This window comes from Streptomyces sp. NBC_01669 (genome assembly GCF_026339735.1).
Lineage (GTDB): Bacteria > Actinomycetota > Actinomycetes > Streptomycetales > Streptomycetaceae > Streptomyces > Streptomyces yanii.
In genome coordinates, this window is the sequence record NZ_JAPEQG010000001.1 from 7,400,027 (window position 1) to 7,418,686 (window position 18,660).

The window sequence follows — 18,660 nt, forward strand, 5'->3', positions numbered from 1 at the left end:
CAATGCCCGGCGGCTCATTCCGCGGCGGGCATGCCCGGCAGTGGGAGCGGCAGCCCCGGGAGGCCGTCGATGCTGGTGGCGACGTGCTCCTTCTTCTCGAAGTACTCGCTGAGCGAGGCGTCGTCCTCGCGTGCGAAGCGCTGGGCGTGGAGCGGCCGGTCCTCGTCGTAGGACATGAAAGGCACGGCGTATCCGCAGGTGTCCCGGATCAGCTCGGCCGTCACCACGATGATCGCGCGCAGCCCGTGCGGTGTGGGGTCGACGCCGGGGAAGTGGGCGAGCAGGCCGGTGAATCGCGCGTCGTCGCGGAAGACGGGCTCGCCGCGGCCGTGCACCCGCACGATGTTGGGCGGTCCCTGGAAGGCACACCACATGAGGGTGATGCGGCCGTTCTCGCGGAGATGCGCCACGGTCTCCGCGTTGCTCCCGGCGAAGTCCAGATAGGCCACGGTCCGCTCGTCGACGACCGCGAAGGATCCGCTGACGCCTTTGGGGGAGAGGTTGACCGTGCCGTTCCCGTCGAGGGGCGCGGTCGCCGTGAAGAAGATGTGCTGCTCTTCGATGAAGGTCCTGAGCCGTCCGTCGATACGTTCGTACGTCTTTCCCATGAGGCGATTATCGGCGCCAATGTGGCGCCCGGCAGGGGCATTTCAGCCGGTGGGACGCCGCTGGCGGACCGTCGCGCGGAGGTGGGCTTGCAACAACCGCTCGGCCGCCACGCGCAGCGCACGCGGTCGGTCCGCCCCGGTCCTGACGAGCAGCCACTTGTGCGGTATCCGGTCGGCGTCCGGCAGCAGAGCCCGCGTCACCGCCCGGACGACGGCGGGTGACGGGTCGTCGAGGAGGGGCCGCAGCTGCTCGTACCGCACCGCGTCGAGCGCGCGCAGGCCGGTGACGGCGTGGACGCGGACTGCGGGCGCAGGGTGTGTCACCAGTGACCACAGTGCCGGGGCGTCCTCCTTGGTGCCGCACTCGCCGAGCCCGGCGGGGGCCGCGGGGCGGGCGGCCGGGTCGGCGCACATCGACCGGTAGAGGGGGAGCGGATCGATGCCGCCCTGCCGCAGTACATAGCGGGCACAGGCACGTACGACCCCGGACCGGTCGGCGAGGAACACCGCCGCCTCGCCCTGCCGCCCGGCCCGCCGCAGAGCGGTGACACCGGCGGAACGTACCTGGGGCGACCGCGCGGACAGCAGAGGGCCCAGCACCTCGTCGTACGCCCCGTCCCGCATCCCCGCGATCGCGGCCTCCGCACACAGCGTCTGGATACGTACATCGTCCGAGGCGGCGGCTGCGGTGCGGGCCAGTGCTGCCGGGGCGAGGAGACCACGATCGACCGCGATGCGGTACGCGAACCGGCGTGTGGCCCGGTCCTCGCTCGTGAGCAGCGCCACGACGTCCTCGGCGGGCCCTTCGCGCAATACACGGTCCAGCCGTTCGCGGGCGAACTCGCCCTGATCGCGCCTGGACAGCAGCAGCACCAGCGCGGTCAGCGGCGGCAGTTGCCGGCCGGGAATCTCCGAGAAGAGTGCCCGAGCCCGGTCGCGCACCGGGCCGGCCCAGTCCGCGCAGCGCACGGCCAGGAGCGGCCGCAGAGCCGGGGAGCGGGCGGCCCACTCGAGTGCCGCCTCCCGGATCCGGCCGTCCGGATGGCACATCGCGACAGCGAGCAACGGCTCGTCCGGGGGCGTGCTGGACCAATTCACCGCAGGCGGCGGAGCATCCCGGCTCCAGCGCTGTCTGCGACCGCCGGCCCAGTCGTGCGACGGGAGCAGCCCCGGCGTCGTCCACGCCAGGATCCGTACCCCGAGATCGAGGGCCGTCCAGGCCTCGGCCGACGAGGTGTCCAGCGCCTCCCGGAGCGGTATGCCCCGGGCCAGCAGTTCAGCGGCCTCGTAGTCGCTGCTCATCACGTGCCTCCACCAGGTATGCGGAGGCCGATCGTAGAGGGCCGCACGGTGTCCGGGCCCGGCATTGAGCTCCTCTTAGGGTCCGGGATCGAACGTTCGGGTGAGCCGTTCACCAGCAGCTTTGACAAACCATACAGAGGACTGCATAGTTATACCCATAGAGATTGCGCCGTATCGAAGATCGCCGCGCAGCGCGATCCGCAGGCGTAACCTGACACCGGCCTGGCCCGACGCCCACCCGTTTACGTCACCGCCTCCCCGTTTCCTCCACGGCGGGGAGGCGGTCGCACATCCATCCCCTGGCATTTCCGAGGAGCACGCAGTGAGCAACGGCACCGGCAAGAGCGACGTACGCCTCTGGGGCGGCCGTTTCGCCGACGGCCCGGCCGAGGCGCTGGCCAAGCTGTCCGCCTCCGTCCACTTCGACTGGCGGCTCGCGCCGTACGACATCGCCGGCTCCCGCGCCCACGCGCGTGTCCTCCACAAGGCGGGCCTGCTCACCGCGGACGAACTGACCCGCATGATCGCCGGTCTCGACCAGCTCGAAGCCGATGTCGCCGACGGCTCCTTCACCGGCACCATCGCCGACGAGGACGTCCACTCCGCGCTGGAGCGCGGTCTCATTGAGCGCGTCGGCCCGGACCTCGGCGGCAAGCTGCGCGCCGGCCGGTCCCGCAACGACCAGGTCGCCACGCTCTTCCGGATGTATCTGCGCGACCACGCCCGGATCATCGGCGGTCTGATCGCCGAGTTCCAGGACGCCCTGGTCGGTCTCGCCGAGGCGCATGCAGACGTCGCCATGCCGGGCCGTACGCATCTGCAGCACGCCCAGCCCGTCCTCTTCGCCCACCACGTCCTGGCCCATGTGCAGTCGCTGTCCCGGGACGCCGAGCGGCTGCGGCAGTGGGACGAGCGTACGGCCGTCTCCCCGTACGGCTCCGGCGCGCTCGCCGGTTCGTCGCTCGGTCTCGACCCGGAGGCGGTCGCCGCGGACCTCGGCTTCGAGCACGGTTCCGTCGCCAACTCCATCGACGGCACGGCCTCCCGCGACTTCGTCGCCGAGTTCGTGTTCATCACCGCGATGATCGGCGTGAACCTCTCCCGGATCGCGGAGGAGGTCATCATCTGGAACACGAAGGAGTTCTCCTTCGTCACCCTCCACGACGCCTTCTCCACCGGCTCGTCGATCATGCCGCAGAAGAAGAACCCGGACATCGCCGAGCTGGCCCGCGGCAAGTCCGGGCGTCTGATCGGTAACCTGACCGGCCTGATGGCCACGCTGAAGGCTCTCCCGCTCGCGTACAACCGCGACCTCCAGGAGGACAAGGAGCCCGTCTTCGACTCCTGCGACCAGCTCGAGGTCCTGCTGCCCGCCTTCACCGGCATGATGGCCACGCTCACCGTCAACCGGGAACGGATGGAGGAGCTCGCACCGGCCGGCTTCTCGCTCGCCACCGACATCGCCGAATGGCTGGTCAAGCAGGGCGTCCCGTTCCGTGTCGCGCATGAGGTCGCCGGCGAATGCGTCAAGGAGTGCGAGCAGCAGGGCATCGAGCTCGACGAGCTCACCGACGCCCAGTTCGCGAAGATCTCCGGGCACCTCACCCCCGAGGTCCGCACGGTCCTCAACGTGCCGGGCGCGCTGGCCTCCCGCAACGGACGCGGCGGCACGGCCCCGTCGGCCGTCGCCGTACAGCTCACCGAGGTCAAGGCCGACCTCGCCGTCCAGCACGCATGGGCGACCGCGAAGAGCTGACAGCAGCCCGGACGCAGGCGACGAGGCGGGGAGCGGTCGTGCGCTCCCCGCCTCGTCGCGTCCGTACGGACGGGCGACCGAACGGCGACGAGGGCGTCCGGGGTGCGGCCGACCACCACGTCACCGCTGTGACGGTGAGGACGCCGACACCCGCACTCGCCGGGCCGATGACCATCGGTCTGCTCCCGCCGGTGCTCATCCGCCTGAAACTCCCGGACGGCATGGAAGCCGACCTGCCGGCCGGCCTCGACCAGGTCTGCGCAGGTCCGAGGGGTGAGGTCCTGGCCGGCCCGTCCCACTCCCGGCCGGCGAGGCCCGATCGGCCGAATCCCGCGGCTGGACGCACGGGAATCCGGCTGCGTTACGTTGGCGGGGAGCACCCCATCGACGAGGAGCCCGCGATGCCCTTCGGACGCCTGGCCTCGGCCACGACCCCGACCGCCCATATCGGGCTCGGCCTGGCCGCGGTCGGCCGGCCCGGCTACATCAATCTCCACCGCGACCGGGACCTGCCCGAGGACCGGAGTGTCGACGCCCTGCGCGAGCGCACCCATGAACTGCTCGACGCCGCCTACGCCCAGGGCGTCCGCTACTTCGACGCGGCCCGCTCCTACGGCCGCTCCGAGGAGTTCCTCGGCGCCTGGCTGGCCGCCCGTCCCGAGGTACGTGATGTCGTCATCGGCAGCAAGTGGGGCTACACCTACACCGCAGACTGGAGCGTCGACGCCGAGGCGCACGAGGTCAAGGACCACAGCCTCGCCACGTTCGAGCGGCAGCGCGCCGAGACCGAGGCGCTGCTCGGTGACCGGCTCGACCTCTACCAGATCCACTCCGTGACCGCCGACAGCCCGGCGCTCACCGACAAGGAACTCCATGCGCGGCTCGCCGAACTCGCGGCGGACGGGGTCAGCGTCGGACTCTCCACCAGCGGCCCCGCCCAGGCGGACGCCATCCGTGCCGCGCTCACCGTCCGGGTCGACGGCGAACCCCTCTTCCGTACCGTCCAGGCCACCTTCAACGCCCTGGAGACCTCGGCCGGTTCTGCGCTCGCCGAGGCGCACGAGGCCGGGCTGACCGTGATCGTCAAGGAAGCCATGGCCAACGGACGCCTCGCCGGAACGGATGCCCCGGCGATCGTCCAGGAGATCGCGGCCGAGGCGGGCCTCGGGAGCGACGCGGTCGCGCTCGCGCTGGTACTGCACCAGCCGTGGGCCGGCGTCGTGCTCTCCGGCGCGGCGACGGTCACCCAGCTGGCCGGCAACCTGCACGCCCCGCTTCTCGGCCTCGACGAGGAGCGGCGGTCCCAGCTCGACGCGCTGGTCGAGGAGCCCGAGGCGTACTGGCGCCACCGCGCCGCGCTGCCCTGGAGCTGATCGGCGGCGCACCTGTCGATTCCTTGATCATCGGCCGTTCTGTCACATCGGCGCCGTTCCAAGCGTCAATGCTGTGACGGCACGCGACGGAGGAATGGGTCTGTGGACGAGAACGAGTTTCTGGCAGCACGCTTCGAGGAGAGCCGAACCCATCTGAAGGCCGTGGCCTACCGGATGCTCGGCTCGCTGAGCGAGGCGGAGGACGCCGTCCAGGAAGCATGGATCCGGCTCAGCCGCTCCGACGACCGGCAGATCGACAATCTGGGCGGCTGGCTGACCACGGTCGTCGGCCGGGTCTGCCTGGACATGCTGCGCTCCCGCCGGTCCCGGCGCGAGGAGCCGCTGGAGGCACAGACACCGGACGGACACACGCCCGATCCGGTCCTCGGCCCGCAGCCCGGCAGTGACCCCGAGCAGCAGGCGCTGATCGCCGACTCGGTCGGGCTCGCACTGCTCGTGGTGCTGGAGACGCTGGACCCCGCCGAGCGGCTGGCGTTCGTGCTGCACGACATGTTCGCGGTGCCGTTCGACGAGATCGGGCGCATGGTGGACCGCACCCCGGCCGCGGCCCGCCAGCTCGCCAGCAGGGCGCGGCGCCGGGTCCAGGGCGTGGATCCGGCGCCCGACCCCGATCTCGTCCGCAGGCGCGAGGTCGTCGAGGCGTTCCTTGCCGCCGCCCGGGGCGGCGACTTCGACGCACTCGTCGCCGTGCTCGACCCGGAGGTGGTGGCACGGTCCGACGGCGGCGCGGGTGCCCCGTCGCTGGTGCGCGGAGCCGCGTCGGTGGCCCGCCAGGCGATGATGTTCGCGCCGTTCGCCCGGTCCTCCCAGATGGCGCTCGTCGACGGGGCCCTCGCGGTCATCTCGACCCGCGAGGGACATCGGTTCTCGGTCATGCGGTTCACGATCGAGCGAGGCAGGGTCACCGAGCTGTACGTGATCAACGACCCGGCCCGGCTTCCGGAGCTGGATCTGATCGTGCTCAACGACTGAGCAGGGCCGGGGGCGGGCCGGGGCTCAGTTCTCGTCCCGGTCCGCCGCCCACTCGGCGAGCGCGTCGAAGTCGGCGCGCTCCAGCCCGATCCGCGGATCGATCCGGAGCAGCAGCGACCGGCCCGGTCCCTGTCGGGCGATCCACGCCCGGTCCCGCTCGGTTATCTCGTCGTCGACCCACGCGAACGGCCGCCCGGCCGCGTACTCCACGACGTACTGCGTCTTCCAGAGTGTCCCGTCCGGCGCGCTGCCGTGCATCGCCGGCCAGTCGATGTACGGCAGCGGCGGCAGTCCGAGATGCGGGCCGATCCACTCGTTGGCCTCGTTCTCCCAGGTTGTCGCCCAGACCAGGGCGTACCGGTCCGTGAGCGCCAGCAGCTCCGCCCCGTGCGCCGGGTTGAGCAGGACGGGCAGTGCGGGCCCCTCGGTCCACCCCGTCGGCCGCATCCGGTGTCTCGTATATCCGTCGGGGACGTGACGGCGTGACAGTGCCGCGTACGGATTGAGCGGACCGTCGATGTCGATCAGCAGCAGCGGCTTCATGGCGCCATGGTCCCGCCTCCTGGGAGGGAGGGGCGACGCATTATTCAATGAGACATTCATGTCTCATATGGGTTAGTGTCGTCTCATGACTCTTGACCGTGAGCAGGTGCTGCGCAGCGCCGCCGCTCTGCTGACCCGTAAATCGACCGCCACCATGGACGAGGTCGCCCGGGCGGCGGGCATCGGGCGCGCCACCCTGCATCGGCACTTCGCCGGACGGGACGCCCTGGTCAGAGCATTGGAGAACCTGGGGATCCAGGAGTTCGAAGCGGCCTTGGACGCCGCTGAGCTCGACAAGGGAACCTCGGAGGAGGCGCTGCGGCGGCTGATCGCGGCCGTTGAACCGAGCGCCGGACTGCTGTCCTTCCTCGTCACGGAGAACCAGCTCTTCGAGGGCGAGGAGGTGAACGAGGGCTGGAGCCGGACGGACGCACGGGTCTCCGCCTTCTTCCGGCGCGGCCAGGAGCGCGGCGAGTTCAGGATCGACCTGACCCCGGCATGGCTGACCGAGGCCCTCTACGGACTCGTCTCCACCGGTGCCTGGGCTGTCCAGGTGGGCCGGGTTGCCGGACAGGACTTCCAGTACATGATCGTCGAGTTGCTGCTCGGCGGAGCACGCCGGAGCGTGGAGCAATGACCAGCATCGACCCGCACACGGAGACGTCGGACGAGCTGCGCCGACCCGGGCGGTGGATCGCGCTGGCCGTCCTCGTCCTCGCCGTGCTGCTGGTGGCCGTCGACGCCACGGTCCTCGGTCTGGCGACACCGTTCCTCACCGAGGATCTCCAGCCGACCGGCACCCAGCTCCTCTGGATCGGCGATGTCTACTCGTTCGTCATCGCCGGACTCCTGGTCTCCATGGGCAGCCTCGGTGACCGCATCGGCCGCAAGAAGCTGCTGCTGAGCGGCGCCACCGCGTTCGGTGCGGTCTCCGTGCTGAACGCGTACGCGAGCAGCCCCGAGATGATGATCCTGGCGCGGGCGCTGCTCGGGGTCGCCGGCGCCACCCTGATGCCATCCACCCTCGCCCTGATCCGCAACCTCTTCAACGACCCGCGCGAGCGCAGCTTCGCCATCGGTATCTGGGGGGCCATGGCGTCGGCGGGCGCGGCCGTGGGTCCCGTCGTCGGAGGATTCCTGCTCCAGCACTTCTGGTGGGGTTCGGTCTTCCTGATCAATCTGCCGGTGATGGTGGTCCTCGTGGTCGTCGGCATCCGCATGCTTCCGGAGTCGAAGAACCCGGCGCCCGGCCCCTGGGACCTGGTCAGTGTCGCGCTCTCCCTGATCGGCATGATCGGTGTCGTGTACGCGATCAAGGAGCTGGCCGCGCACGGGGCGAGCTGGGAGGTCGCGGTCTCCGGTATCGGCGGTGCGGGCGCACTGTACTGGTTCGTCCGCAGGCAGCTGAAGCTCCCTGATCCGCTGCTGGACATGCGGCTCTTCCACCACCGGGGCTTCTCGGGCGCGGTCCTCGCCGACCTGCTCACCATCCTCGGCCTGTCCGGGCTCGTCTTCTTCCTCTCCCAGTTCCTGCAACTGGTCCAGGGACGCGGACCGCTGGAGGCCGGGCTCGCCGAACTGCCCGCGGCCGTCGGCGCGGTTGCCTGCGGTCTGGTCGCGGGCATGACCGCCCGCCGCTTCTCGGTCCGGTCCGTGGTCTCCGCCGGACTGGCGGCGGTCGGCGTCGCACTCGCCGCCGTCACCTTCGTCCACCAGGAGACCGGCTATCCGCTGATCGGTCTGCTGCTGCTGGTCGTCGGCATCGGCGCGGGCTTCGCCTTCACCGTGACCTCGGACGTGATCCTCTCCAGCGTCCCGAAGGAGCACGCGGGCTCCGCGTCCGCGGTCTCCGAGACGGCGTACGAGCTCGGCGCGGCCCTGGGTATCGCTCTGCTCGGCTCCATCGTCACCGGCGTCTACCAGGACTTCGTCACCCCGAACGGCGTCCCGGCCGAGACCGCAGCGGCCGCCCACGAGTCACTGGGCGGCGCGGTCGAAGCGGCCCACGGCCTGCCGGAGGCGCAGGGGAACGCCCTGGTCTCCGCGGCGCAGGCCTCGTTCGTCGACGGGCTGCACATCGCCGCGGGCCTCGGTGCTGTGGTCCTGCTGGCGACGGCCGTCGCCTCCTGGTTCCTGCTGCGCGGCCAGGCGCTGGAGGAGGAGATCGAACACCCTTAGCGACATCCTGGCCCCGTCCTTCTGCGGCCATTCGGGTTGTCCCGACATACGGAAGGGCCCGTACCGCCGAACGGGGTACGGGCCCTTCCACAAGTCCGATCAGGCGGCCTTCGCCTTCGTTGCGTACATGTCGACGTACTCCTGGCCCGACAGCCGCATCACCTCGGCCATCACGGAGTCCGTCACCGCCCGCAGGACATAGCGGTCGCGGTCCATGCCCTCGTACCGGGAGAACTCCATCTGCTCGCCGAAGCGGACCGTCACCTTGCCGGGACGGGGGAGACCGGCACCACCGGGCTGCAGCTTGTCCGTTCCGATCATCGCGAACGGCACCACCGGCGCGCCCGTCATCAGCGTCAGCCGGGCGATGCCCGTACGACCGCGGTAGAGGCGGCCGTCGGGGGAGCGGGTGCCCTCCGGGTAGATGGCGAACGCCTTGCCCTCCTCCAGCACCCGACGGCCCGTCATCAGCGCCGCGACACCGCCGCGTCCACCGTCCCGGTCCACCGGGATCATGCCGCAGCCGGTGAAGAACCAGGCCATCAGCCGGCCCTTGAGGCCCTTGCCCGTCACGTACTCGTCCTTGCCGATGTAGAACACCGGCCGGTCGCAGCAGATCGGCATGATCATCGAGTCGATGAACGTCAGATGGTTGCCCGCGAGGATCACCGGACCGTCGCCCGGAATGTTCTCCACGCCCTCCACCTGGGGGCGGAACATCAGGCGCAAGATCGGTCCGAGCACTGCCTTGATGAGTGCGTGTCGGGACAACGGTTCCTCCGGTGTAGTGGCCGGCCGAGGCGCGGGATCGTGACGGTCCATGCAGGTGAGGACGATACTCGCGGGTACTCGCTGATCGCACATCGGGTTCATCGAGTCGACACGCAGTGTTGACGTGTGTTTCCGCCATGTTCGTCCATGAGCTGCCGTCCGGACGGTGTGGCTGCCTACGATCGGGCCTCGCTCGACGGTGCCACACATCACATGCGAGGGAGCATTCATGACAGAGCGTGCGCAGGCGAACCCCGGTCGTCGGACCGTCCTGGGAGCGGGAGCGGCCGTACTCGGCACGGCCGCGCTCGGACTTCCCGGCACGGCGGACGCCGCCGAGCGGACCGGTGGCCACGGCGGCGACCACGGCAGCCGGCTGGACCTTCCCGTGCCGACCGTCATCGGTCACCGCGGCACGAGTGGCTACCGACCGGAGCACACCCTCGGCTCGTACCAGCTGGCCCTCGACATGGGCGCGCACATCATCGAGCAGGACCTGGTCCCCACCAAGGACGGCCATCTCGTCTGCCGTCACGAGAACGACATCACCGCCACGACCGATGTATCGGCCCACCCCGAGTTCGCCGGCCGCAGGACCACCAAGAAGGTCGACGGGGTCTCCCTGACCGGCTGGTTCACCGAGGACTTCACCCTCGCCGAGCTGAAGACGCTGCGCGCCAAGGAGCGCATCCCGGGCAACCGCCAGAAGAACACCCTCTACGACGGCCGCTGGGAGGTCCCCACCTTCGAAGAGGTGCTCCAGTGGGCCGACCGCGAGGGCCGCAGGCGCGGCAAGCAGATCTGGCTGTACGTCGAGACCAAGCACCCCACCTACTTCCGAGGCCTCGGGCTCGGCCTGGAGGAGCCCCTCGCCAAGCTGCTGCGCCGCTACAACCGCCACCGCGCGCAGTCGCCGCTGATTCTCCAGTCCTTCGAACCCAGCAGCATCCAGCGGCTGTCGAAGCTCGTCGCCTCCCCGCGCGTCGTCCTGCTCTCCGGCGCCGGATCGCGGCCCTGGGACTTCGTCGCGACCGGAGACCCACGCACGGTCGACGACCTCGTGACCCCCGCGGGGCTGAAGTGGATGTCGTCCTTCGCACAGGGCATAGGCCCCACGCTGGACCTGATCATTCCCAAGGACGCGTCGGGCCGGCTCACCACGCCGACCTCCCTCGTGCAGGACGCGCACGAGCAGGGCCTGATCCTGCACCCGTACACGATGCGCAACGAGAACTCCTTCCTGCCCGCCGACTTCCGTCGCGGCACCGACCCCAACGCGTACGGCGACGCCTTCGGCGCGTTCCGGACGTACTTCGCGACCGGCATCGACGGGATCTTCTCCGACAACCCGGACACCGCCCTGCTCGCCGCCGAGGACTTCACGAAGAACTGACATATCGCCCCGCGTCAGCGCCCGGCCGGTCATGCCCCGGTCGGGTGATGCGCCCCGCGGACGGCAACCGCCCGTCCGCGGTGGCACGTCGGGTGAGGCATGACGACGCTTCCCGCAGACGCCCCCGCCGCCGTCGTGCGCGCCCTGTACCCCCTCGTCAGCGCCGAGGCGACGGCCGAGGCCGGCTGCGCGGCAGTGGGCGCGGCCGTCGAACCCGCCGATCTCGAACAGACCGTCTGGCTGCGGCTGCTGGAACTGCTCGCGGACCGGACACCGCCGGCCGACCCGGCCCGCTGGGTTCGCGACACCGTACGGGAGGAGGCGCGCCGCGCCCGCCGTACCGCGCGGCGCGAACGTCCGTACGCCGATGGGACCATCCCGGATCCGGCCGACTGCCCCGAGCGGTCCGCGGTCGGCGCCGACGAACGCCGTGCGCTGCACGCCGCGGTGGAGCGGCTGCCCGGACGGTGCGCGAGCCTGCTGGCGGCGATGCTCGCCCCGACCGATTCCACGTATAAGGAAATCGCAGGGAAGTTGGGTATGTCACAAGGTAGTTTGGGGCCGATCCGTTCCCGATGCCTTGGATGTCTGCGCAGAATGCTCGCGGCGGAGGTTGTCGTTCCTGAACTGCGGGGATAGGAGCAGGGGACAACCGGTGGACCAGGTGAGCGGGAGGCATGCACACATGGGCATGAGTGTGATCATCTCGGCGGCGACCGCGGAGGACGCCGAACAGATACTGAAGCTCCAGTACCTCTGTTTTCAGGGCGAGGCGGAGCTCTACGGGAATTACCGCATCGACCCGCTGGTGCAGACCCTCGACTCGGTCCGTGACGAAGTGACCGCGAACCTGGTGTTCGTGGCACGGCTCGGTGACGAAGTCGTCGGTTCGGTACGCGGATCCACCGATCCGGACGGGACCGGAGAGATAGGCAAGCTCTGTGTGCACCCCCGGCTCCAGGGGCACGGGCTCGGCGCCCGGCTGCTGAACGCCGCGGAGTCCGCACTCGCCGACCAGCGGTCGGCCACCCGGTTCCGGCTGCACACCGGGCACCGCAGCGAGACCAATCTGCGGCTCTACCGGCGAGCGGGTTACGCCCCTGTGGGCAGCGCCACCGGTCAGGACGGTGTCCGGCTGATCCTTCTGGAGAAGGACGTCGCCGAGCGGGCCTACGTCGCCAGCGCCTAGTGCCGCGACCGGCATTGCTTGCCCCGTGACGAGCGTCGTCCGGTGCGTGCGATCGCAAGGCGGCCGGACGTCCTGGGATGGGGTCTCCCCTGCTCGAACGGAGTTGAGAGCTTGGGGAAGGAGCCACCAGGGCTTTTGGCCAACGCGGAAGGGGGTCCCCCCTGGCCCTTAAGGCCTTGGGGGAGGGCCTGCCGGTGAGCCAGGACTCACTCCTGCCCACTGCCCAGGAACGGTGCGGGCGTTACGCGTTCTTCGCGCGACGCAGCCAGATCATCCCGGTGACCGGCAGGATCACCGGGATGAACAGGTAGTCCCTGCCGAGGTACGACCAGACGGTGGCGTCCGCGAAGGCGGACGGCTCGACCAGCGTCCACGTACCGACGATCAGCACGCCCGCGAGCTCGGCGGCGCAGCACACCAGCGCCGTCCTGCGCGCCTTTTCGCCGCCGCGCACCAGCGAGTACGTGATGAAGCCGTACACCAGCGCGGCGACGGCCGACAGCACATAGGCGAGCGGAGCCCTGCCGAAGTCCAGGATCATCTGGACGATCGCGCGGGAGGCGGCGGCCACGGTGAACACCCCGTAGAACCAGACCAGTACGCGGCCCGGTCCGGTGCTCAGCTGGAAGCCGGTCTTCTCGCCGGCGGAGCGGCGATCGGTGTCGGTCACGTCAGCTTCCCCAGATGTCGTAGAGCCGTACTTCCAGGACGGCCAGTACGACCGCGCCCGCCGCCACCGTCACCGATCCCCACCGGGTCCGCTCGGTCAGCGACAGGAAACCCGCTGCGGGCACGGCCGCGAAGGCGCCGATCAGATAACAGATGAAGATCGTCATGCCCTGCTCCGGCCGCTCGCCCCGGGCCAGCAGCACGATCCCCACCACCAACTGGGCCAGCGCCAGCAGCGACACCACGGCCATTCCGATGAAGTGCCAGTCCTTGGTCGGCTGGTCCCGGTAGGCGGCGAAACCGCACCAGGCGGCGAGGGCGAGCGCGGCCACGGCGACCGCGACCGTCAGGGCGACAAGCATGAAGCGAGGGTATTACGGACCGGACGGCGTCCCGCGTGCGCCCCCGGGGCCCGGGCCGGCCGGTGAGGACGCGCGTGCAGATCCGCGCCCGGGCGCTGCTTCCGGCGCAGGGATCAGGGCCGTGGCCTTGGCCACAACCCACGACCGGTCCGGGCCGCCCGCAGATGCGGCCGCACCGTTCCGCCGCCGTATCGGTGCAGGTCACGGAGGGTTTCACCGGGATCACGGCTGCCCGGTGCGCAGGTCCACGGACTGACCAGAACTGTCCGCTATTCGGACAGGCGGGCTCGGTGGAACGGGACGTCTGTTTTACTTGCCGCATGACCACGACGAGCAGCCGCATCCTTGCGACCGAGGCGATCACTACGCCCGGTGCCCGTTGTATGTGTCGAATGCGCGCCTTCTGAGGGCCCCCGCCTGAGCCTCGCGCCCCGAAGCGAGACCGAGCCTGCCGTCCGCACCCAGCGGAACGAGCCTGCCCCCGCATGCGCTGCCCCCCGGTCACCCGCCGCCCGCAGCCTGCCGAGACCCACCGGCCCGAACATCCGAGTCCGAACAGTCTCATCAGACGAACGCCCCGTGCCCGGCGGACACCGCGCCGTGCACTCGACAGTGACGGAAACCCTGTGATCACCACTACAGGCCTCACGAAGGTCTACCAGTCGCGCGGCCGTGAGGTCACCGCCCTGGACGGCGTCGACCTGCACGTCCGCGAGGGCGAGGTGTACGGCGTCATCGGACAGAGCGGCGCCGGCAAATCCTCCCTGATCCGCTGCATCAACCTGCTCGAACGCCCCACCTCCGGCACCGTGACCGTGGCCGGCCAGGACCTCACCGCCCTCGCGGGCCGGGGCCGCCGGGCCGGTAAGGAGCTGCGCGAGGCGCGCAGCCGCATCGGCATGGTCTTCCAGCACTTCAACCTGCTGGCCTCGCGCAACGTCCAGGACAACATCGAGCTGCCGCTCGAAATCCTCGGTGTCCAGGGCCGGGAGCGCACCCGCAAGGCCCTCGAACTGCTCGACCTGGTCGGCCTCGCCGACAAGGCGAAGGCGTACCCCGGCCAGCTCTCCGGCGGTCAGAAGCAGCGCGTCGGCATCGCCCGCGCCCTCGCCGGGGATCCCAAGGTGCTGCTCTCCGACGAGGCGACCTCCGCCCTCGACCCCGAGACCACCCGCTCCATCCTGCAGCTGCTGCGCGACCTCAACCAGCAGCTCGGCCTGACCGTCCTGCTGATCACGCACGAGATGGACGTCGTCAAGACGATCTGCGACTCGGCCGCGCTCATGCAGAAGGGACGCATCGTCGAGTCCGGCACCGTCGGTGGACTGCTCGCCACCCCCGGCTCCGAACTGGCCCACGAGCTGTTCCCGGTCGGCGGTACGGCCTCCGGCCCCGACCGCACGGTCGTCGACGTCACCTTCCACGGCGAGGCGGCGTCCCAGCCGGTGATCTCCCAGCTCTCCCGTACGTACAACATCGACATCTCGATCCTGGGCGCCGCGATGGACACCGTCGGCGGGAAGCAGATCGGCCGGATGCGGATCGAGCTGCCCGGTCGCTTCGAGGAGAACGTCGTACCCATCGGCTTCCTGCGCGAGCAGGGCCTGCAGGCCGAGGTCGTGGACACGGCCGCCGCCGGCATCCCCGTACAGACTCCCGCCCCGCTCACCCAGACCCCGCTCGCCAAGGAGGTGGCCAAGTGACCTGGTCCGAAATGCAGCCGCTGCTGTCCCAGGGAACCGTCGACACCCTCTACATGGTGCTGTGGTCCGCGCTCGTCACCGTCCTCGTCGGACTGCCCCTCGGCGTGCTGCTGGTCCTCACCGACAAGGGCGGACTGCTCCGGAGCACCGTGGTGAACAAGGTCATCGGCGTGATCGTGAACATCGGCCGCTCGCTGCCGTTCATCATCCTGCTGATCGCCCTGATCCCCTTCACCACCTGGGTCGTCGGCACCTTCATCGGCCCGACCGCGATGATCGTGCCGCTCGCCGTCGGCGCCATCCCGTTCTTCGCCCGGCTCGTCGAGACATCGATCCGCGAGGTCGACCACGGGCTCGTCGAAGCCGTCCAGTCGATGGGCGGATCCATCCCGACGATCGTCCGCAAGGTCCTGCTGCCGCAGGCCCTGCCGTCGCTCGTCTCCGGGATCACCACCACCGTCATCGTGCTCATCGGGTACTCCGCGATGGCCGGCGCGGTCGGCGGCGAAGGACTCGGCTCCAAGGCCGTCACCTACGGATTCCAGCGCTTCGACAACCGGTTCATGCTCATCACCGTCGCGCTGCTCGTCGTCATCGTGACCGCGGTCCAGCTGATCGGCGACATCGCCGTACGCCTGCTGGCCCGGCGGGGCCGCACCGCCTCCTGAGACTTTCTCTCCGCTCACAAGCCCGAACTCCTTGTCCGGGCGCACCACCCTCACCACCAGAAAGAGGCACTTTTCGTGCGTAAGAACATCAAGATCACCGCAGCTGCCGCCGCCACCGCCGCCCTCGCCTTCGGCCTCACCGCCTGCGGTACGTCGTCCGACCCGGCCTCCAAGAGCGAGACCGGCGCGAAGGCCGATACCTCCAAGGCGCTCGTGGTCGCGGCGTCCCCGACGCCGCACGCCGACATCCTGAACTTCGTCAAGAAGAACCTGGCGGCCAAGGCGGGCCTCAAGCTCGAGGTCAAGGAGTTCACGGACTACGTCCTGCCGAACACCGCCACCGAGAACGGCCAGGTCGACGCCAACTTCTTCCAGCACCAGCCGTACCTCGACGACTTCAACAAGAAGAACAACACCCACATCGTCGCGGTCGCCAACGTGCACCTGGAGCCGCTCGGCCTCTACTCCAACAAGGTCAAGGACCTGAAGGACATCAAGGCCGGCCAGACCATCGCCGTACCGAACGACACCACCAACGAGGGCCGCGCCCTCCAGCTCCTCGCCGCGAACGGCCTGATCACCGTCAAGGACGGCGTCGGCACCAACGCCAAGATCAGCGACATCACGGACAAGAAGGGCCTGGAGTTCAAGGAGCTGGAGGCCGCAACCGTTCCCCGCGCCCTGAACGATGTCGACGCCGCCGTCATCAACGGCAACTACGCCATCGAGGCCAAGCTCAAGCCCGCCAAGGACGCCCTCGTGCTGGAGAAGGCGGACGGCAACCCGTACGCCAACATCCTCGCCGTGAAGCAGGGCAACGAGAAGGACGCCCGCGTCCAGAAGCTCGTGAAGCTCCTCCACTCCGACGAGGTCAAGAAGTTCATCGAGGACACCTACCAGGGCTCGGTCATTCCCGCCTTCGGTGCCCTCGGCAACTCCTGACACCCGTACCGCACCTGCGTGGCCGAGCCCCGCGCACCCCACCGGGGTGCGCGGGGCTCCGCCGTGCGGACCCGGCCATGCGCAAGGTCCGTCCCATGCTGCATGCTGTGCCTTTACACGGTCTTCGGCATGGAGCTGCGCATGACTTCCACCTTTCCGTCCATCTCCATCAGCACGGATCGGTTGGTGCTGCGCCCCTTCGACATGGCCGACGTTCCCGCGTACGTCGAGATGATGAACGACGAACTCGTCACCGCCTGGACCGAGGCGCCCCACCCCTACACCCAGGTCGACGCCGAACGCTGGGTCCGCAGGATCGCTCCTGCACAGCGAACGGGCGGCGACGGCATCGTCTTCGCCGTCACCGAATTCCTCACCCAGCGTCTCGTCGGCTCGGTCCGGCTGCGGAACACCGACTGGCGCACCCTCGCCACCGAGGCCGCCTACATCACGGCCCCCTGGGCCCGCGGCGAGGGATACGCCACCGAGTCGGTCCTCGCCGTCGCCCAGTGGCTCTTCCGCGACCAGGGCTTCGAACGCATCGAACTGCGCACCGCCGCCGACAACACCGCCTCCCAGCAGGTCGCCCAGAAGCTCGGCTGCATCAGCGAGGGCGTCCTGCGCAACGCCCGGATAGCGCGCACTCAGACCGAGGACGGCGGCTGGACCGACATCAGGACCGACCTGATCGTCTGGGGCCTGCTTCCCGAGGACCTCGACGGAGTCGCCGAGCAGCTGGCCGACGCCGGCGGCTACGGCACCTACAGCGACTGGAACTGACGCAGGGGACCGCACCGGTACGGACCGGTCGGGGACCGGATAGTCTCACCCTGCCCGCCCTCTCGCGGGCAGCCCACCTGCGACAACTCCAGGAGACTGACGACAGATGGCCGACCGGGTCACGGTGATCGGCTGGGACGGCTCGCCACTGACCGCAGTGGCCACGGCCGCGCTCTCGGCCGCCACCCTCGTTGCGGGCGCCGCCCACCACCTCGCTCTCCCCGAAGTTCCGGCAGCAGCCGAACGGATCCGCCTCGGCTCCATCGACCTGGCCGCCCGCAGGATCGCCGGCCATCGCGGCACCGCCGTGGTCCTCGCCGACGGCGACCCCGGCTTCTTCGGGGTCGTACGCAACCTCCGCGCACCCGAACACGGCCTGGAAGTCGAAGTCGTGCCTGCCGTGTCGGCCGTGGCCACCGCGTTCGCCCGCGCCGGAATGCCCTGGGAGGACGCCCAGATCGTCGTCGCCCACCCCCGCACCCTGCGCCGCGCCGTCAACGTCTGCCGCGCCCACCACAAGGTCGCCGTCCTCACCTCGCCCGGCGCGGGACCCGCCGAACTCGCCCTGCTCCTCGACGGCGTCCACCGCACCTTCGTCATCTGTGAGGAACTCGGCACCGCACGCGAACAGGTCACGGTCCTGACCTCCGACAAGGCCGCCGACCACGTCTGGCGCGACCCGAACGTGGTGATCGTCATCGGCGGCGGACCCGAACAGCAGGCCACCGGTGCCTGGATCTCGGGCCGCCACCCCCACGGCGTACGGGGCTGGGCGCTGCCCTCCGACGCCTACCCGGACAGCGCCACCGACCCCGAGGGCGAATCCCCGGGGCTGCGCGCCGCCCAACTCGCCCGCCTCGGCCCGCGTACCGGCGACCTCGTCTGGGACATCGGCTCCGGCAGTGGCGCCCTCTCCGTGGAGGCGGCGCGGTTCGGTGCGGCGGTCCTGGCGGTCGACAGCGACCCGGACGCCTGCGCCCGAACGGCCGCCGCTGCCCGCGCCTTCGGTGTACAGCTCCAGGTCGTCCAGGGCCGCGCACCCCATGTGCTGGAGCGGCTGCCCGAGCCGGATGTCGTACGGATCGGGGGCGGCGGCGTCCCCGTCGTCACCGCCGTCGCCGACCGCCGGCCCGAACGGATCGTCACCCACGCCTCGACCCGCGACGAGGCCGAAGCGCTCGGCGCCGCACTCACCGGGAACGGTTACACGGTCGAGTGCGCACTCCTCCAGTCCGTCGAACTCGACACGTCCGCATGGGCGGAGCGCGAACGCTCGGTCGTGTTTCTGCTCTCGGCCGTGCGATCGGACCTCGCCCCGTGACCCGGTCGGCGTACTGCGCGAGGTAGGCTGGCCGATCGTTGCACCGCACCTGGACGTTCGTCGGTTCGTTCGTCAATGTCCGGAAAAGGGGACCGTTTTGGGCCTCGTT

The 18,660-nt window shown here is 70.1% G+C and carries 19 protein-coding genes; 13 read left to right on the forward strand and 6 right to left on the reverse strand.

Translation table 11 applies throughout. The features are described from left to right. Positions 1-14 precede the first annotated feature (14 nt). Complete coding sequence (locus OG972_RS33075) at positions 15-608, reverse strand: pyridoxamine 5'-phosphate oxidase family protein (protein ID WP_266987802.1); 594 nt, start codon at positions 606-608, stop codon at positions 15-17. A gap of 42 nt (positions 609-650) precedes the next feature. Next, entirely contained in the window at positions 651-1,910 is a 1,260-nt protein-coding gene (locus OG972_RS33080; RefSeq protein ID WP_266987804.1) for a HEAT repeat domain-containing protein, read from the reverse strand. A 322-nt stretch (positions 1,911-2,232) separates the two neighbouring features. Between OG972_RS33080 and argH the strand changes: the two genes are divergently transcribed. The 3 genes from argH to OG972_RS33095 all read left to right on the forward strand — a co-directional run bounded on the left by argH (position 2,233) and on the right by OG972_RS33095 (position 6,032). Beyond that, entirely contained in the window at positions 2,233-3,666 is a 1,434-nt protein-coding gene (gene argH, locus OG972_RS33085) for an argininosuccinate lyase (protein WP_266987806.1), read from the forward strand. 401 nt (positions 3,667-4,067) lie between these two features. Beyond that, on the forward strand, positions 4,068-5,039 hold the full coding sequence (locus OG972_RS33090) for an aldo/keto reductase (RefSeq protein WP_266990871.1): 972 nt from the start codon (positions 4,068-4,070) through the stop codon (positions 5,037-5,039). A gap of 102 nt (positions 5,040-5,141) precedes the next feature. Continuing rightward, positions 5,142-6,032: a sigma-70 family RNA polymerase sigma factor gene (locus tag OG972_RS33095; protein ID WP_266987808.1), complete on the forward strand. Its 891-nt coding sequence runs from the start codon at positions 5,142-5,144 to the stop codon at positions 6,030-6,032. 24 nt (positions 6,033-6,056) lie between these two features. Here OG972_RS33095 and OG972_RS33100 read toward each other — a convergent pair whose 3' ends face one another. Further along, positions 6,057-6,575, reverse strand: coding sequence for an HAD domain-containing protein (locus tag OG972_RS33100; RefSeq protein ID WP_266987810.1), 519 nt, complete (start codon positions 6,573-6,575; stop codon positions 6,057-6,059). Between the two features lie 85 nt (positions 6,576-6,660). On the opposite strand from OG972_RS33100, the gene OG972_RS33105 reads away from it, so the two are divergent. Both OG972_RS33105 and OG972_RS33110 read left to right on the forward strand, forming a co-directional pair. Then, on the forward strand, positions 6,661-7,212 hold the full coding sequence (locus OG972_RS33105) for a TetR/AcrR family transcriptional regulator (RefSeq protein ID WP_266987812.1): 552 nt from the start codon (positions 6,661-6,663) through the stop codon (positions 7,210-7,212). Then, the gene (locus tag OG972_RS33110; RefSeq protein ID WP_266987814.1) at positions 7,209-8,753 is read left to right on the forward strand and encodes an MFS transporter; all 1,545 of its coding nucleotides are present in this window, start codon (positions 7,209-7,211) and stop codon (positions 8,751-8,753) included. Before OG972_RS33105 ends, OG972_RS33110 begins: the two co-directional genes overlap by 4 nt. A gap of 99 nt (positions 8,754-8,852) precedes the next feature. On the opposite strand, the gene OG972_RS33115 is transcribed toward OG972_RS33110, so the two are convergent. Next, a complete protein-coding gene (locus OG972_RS33115; RefSeq protein WP_266987816.1) occupies positions 8,853-9,524 on the reverse strand; it encodes a 1-acyl-sn-glycerol-3-phosphate acyltransferase in 672 nt (223 codons plus the stop codon). A gap of 229 nt (positions 9,525-9,753) precedes the next feature. Between OG972_RS33115 and OG972_RS33120 the strand changes: the two genes are divergently transcribed. The 3 genes from OG972_RS33120 (at position 9,754) to OG972_RS33130 (ending at position 12,106) form a co-directional block, all read left to right on the forward strand. Beyond that, entirely contained in the window at positions 9,754-10,917 is a 1,164-nt protein-coding gene (locus OG972_RS33120) for a glycerophosphodiester phosphodiesterase (protein ID WP_266987818.1), read from the forward strand. 99 nt (positions 10,918-11,016) lie between these two features. Beyond that, positions 11,017-11,556: a sigma-70 family RNA polymerase sigma factor gene (locus OG972_RS33125; RefSeq protein ID WP_266987820.1), complete on the forward strand. Its 540-nt coding sequence runs from the start codon at positions 11,017-11,019 to the stop codon at positions 11,554-11,556. Between the two features lie 46 nt (positions 11,557-11,602). Further along, positions 11,603-12,106, forward strand: coding sequence for a GNAT family N-acetyltransferase (locus OG972_RS33130; RefSeq protein WP_266987822.1), 504 nt, complete (start codon positions 11,603-11,605; stop codon positions 12,104-12,106). 241 nt (positions 12,107-12,347) lie between these two features. Here OG972_RS33130 and OG972_RS33135 read toward each other — a convergent pair whose 3' ends face one another. Both OG972_RS33135 and OG972_RS33140 read right to left on the reverse strand, forming a co-directional pair. Next, the gene (locus tag OG972_RS33135; protein ID WP_266987824.1) at positions 12,348-12,776 is read right to left on the reverse strand and encodes a hypothetical protein; all 429 of its coding nucleotides are present in this window, start codon (positions 12,774-12,776) and stop codon (positions 12,348-12,350) included. Position 12,777: 1 nt separating this feature from the next. After that, a complete protein-coding gene (locus OG972_RS33140; protein WP_266987826.1) occupies positions 12,778-13,137 on the reverse strand; it encodes a hypothetical protein in 360 nt (119 codons plus the stop codon). Between the two features lie 626 nt (positions 13,138-13,763). Here OG972_RS33140 and OG972_RS33145 point away from each other — a divergent pair. The 5 genes from OG972_RS33145 to cbiE all read left to right on the forward strand — a co-directional run bounded on the left by OG972_RS33145 (position 13,764) and on the right by cbiE (position 18,551). Next, positions 13,764-14,840 carry a methionine ABC transporter ATP-binding protein gene (locus tag OG972_RS33145; protein WP_266987828.1) on the forward strand — a complete coding sequence of 359 codons (1,077 nt, stop codon included), beginning with the start codon at positions 13,764-13,766 and terminating at the stop codon, positions 14,838-14,840. Beyond that, the gene (locus OG972_RS33150) at positions 14,837-15,508 is read left to right on the forward strand and encodes a methionine ABC transporter permease (protein ID WP_266987830.1); all 672 of its coding nucleotides are present in this window, start codon (positions 14,837-14,839) and stop codon (positions 15,506-15,508) included. Before OG972_RS33145 ends, OG972_RS33150 begins: the two co-directional genes overlap by 4 nt. Before the next feature lie 75 nt (positions 15,509-15,583). Beyond that, entirely contained in the window at positions 15,584-16,450 is an 867-nt protein-coding gene (locus OG972_RS33155; RefSeq protein ID WP_266987832.1) for a MetQ/NlpA family ABC transporter substrate-binding protein, read from the forward strand. 102 nt (positions 16,451-16,552) lie between these two features. Further along, a complete protein-coding gene (locus OG972_RS33160) occupies positions 16,553-17,230 on the forward strand; it encodes a GNAT family N-acetyltransferase (protein WP_266987834.1) in 678 nt (225 codons plus the stop codon). Positions 17,231-17,336: 106 nt separating this feature from the next. Next, on the forward strand, positions 17,337-18,551 hold the full coding sequence (cbiE, locus tag OG972_RS33165) for a precorrin-6y C5,15-methyltransferase (decarboxylating) subunit CbiE (protein WP_266987836.1): 1,215 nt from the start codon (positions 17,337-17,339) through the stop codon (positions 18,549-18,551). Positions 18,552-18,660: the final 109 nt, after the last annotated feature.

Bases quoted from the DNA above. Each gene is read 5' to 3' on its own strand.
- OG972_RS33140 (WP_266987826.1), bottom strand. From the start codon at position 13,137: ATGCTTGTCGCCCTGACGGTCGCGGTCGCCGTGGCCGCGCTCGCCCTC.
- OG972_RS33090 (WP_266990871.1), top strand. From the start codon at position 4,068: ATGCCCTTCGGACGCCTGGCCTCGGCCACGACCCCGACCGCCCATATC.
- OG972_RS33105 (WP_266987812.1), top strand. From the start codon at position 6,661: ATGACTCTTGACCGTGAGCAGGTGCTGCGCAGCGCCGCCGCTCTGCTG.
- OG972_RS33100 (WP_266987810.1), bottom strand. From the start codon at position 6,575: ATGAAGCCGCTGCTGCTGATCGACATCGACGGTCCGCTCAATCCGTAC.
- OG972_RS33080 (WP_266987804.1), bottom strand. From the start codon at position 1,910: ATGAGCAGCGACTACGAGGCCGCTGAACTGCTGGCCCGGGGCATACCG.
- OG972_RS33120 (WP_266987818.1), top strand. From the start codon at position 9,754: ATGACAGAGCGTGCGCAGGCGAACCCCGGTCGTCGGACCGTCCTGGGA.
- OG972_RS33160 (WP_266987834.1), top strand. From the start codon at position 16,553: ATGCTGTGCCTTTACACGGTCTTCGGCATGGAGCTGCGCATGACTTCC.
- OG972_RS33130 (WP_266987822.1), top strand. From the start codon at position 11,603: ATGGGCATGAGTGTGATCATCTCGGCGGCGACCGCGGAGGACGCCGAA.
- cbiE (WP_266987836.1), top strand. From the start codon at position 17,337: ATGGCCGACCGGGTCACGGTGATCGGCTGGGACGGCTCGCCACTGACC.
- OG972_RS33125 (WP_266987820.1), top strand. From the start codon at position 11,017: ATGACGACGCTTCCCGCAGACGCCCCCGCCGCCGTCGTGCGCGCCCTG.
- OG972_RS33110 (WP_266987814.1), top strand. From the start codon at position 7,209: ATGACCAGCATCGACCCGCACACGGAGACGTCGGACGAGCTGCGCCGA.
- OG972_RS33075 (WP_266987802.1), bottom strand. From the start codon at position 608: ATGGGAAAGACGTACGAACGTATCGACGGACGGCTCAGGACCTTCATC.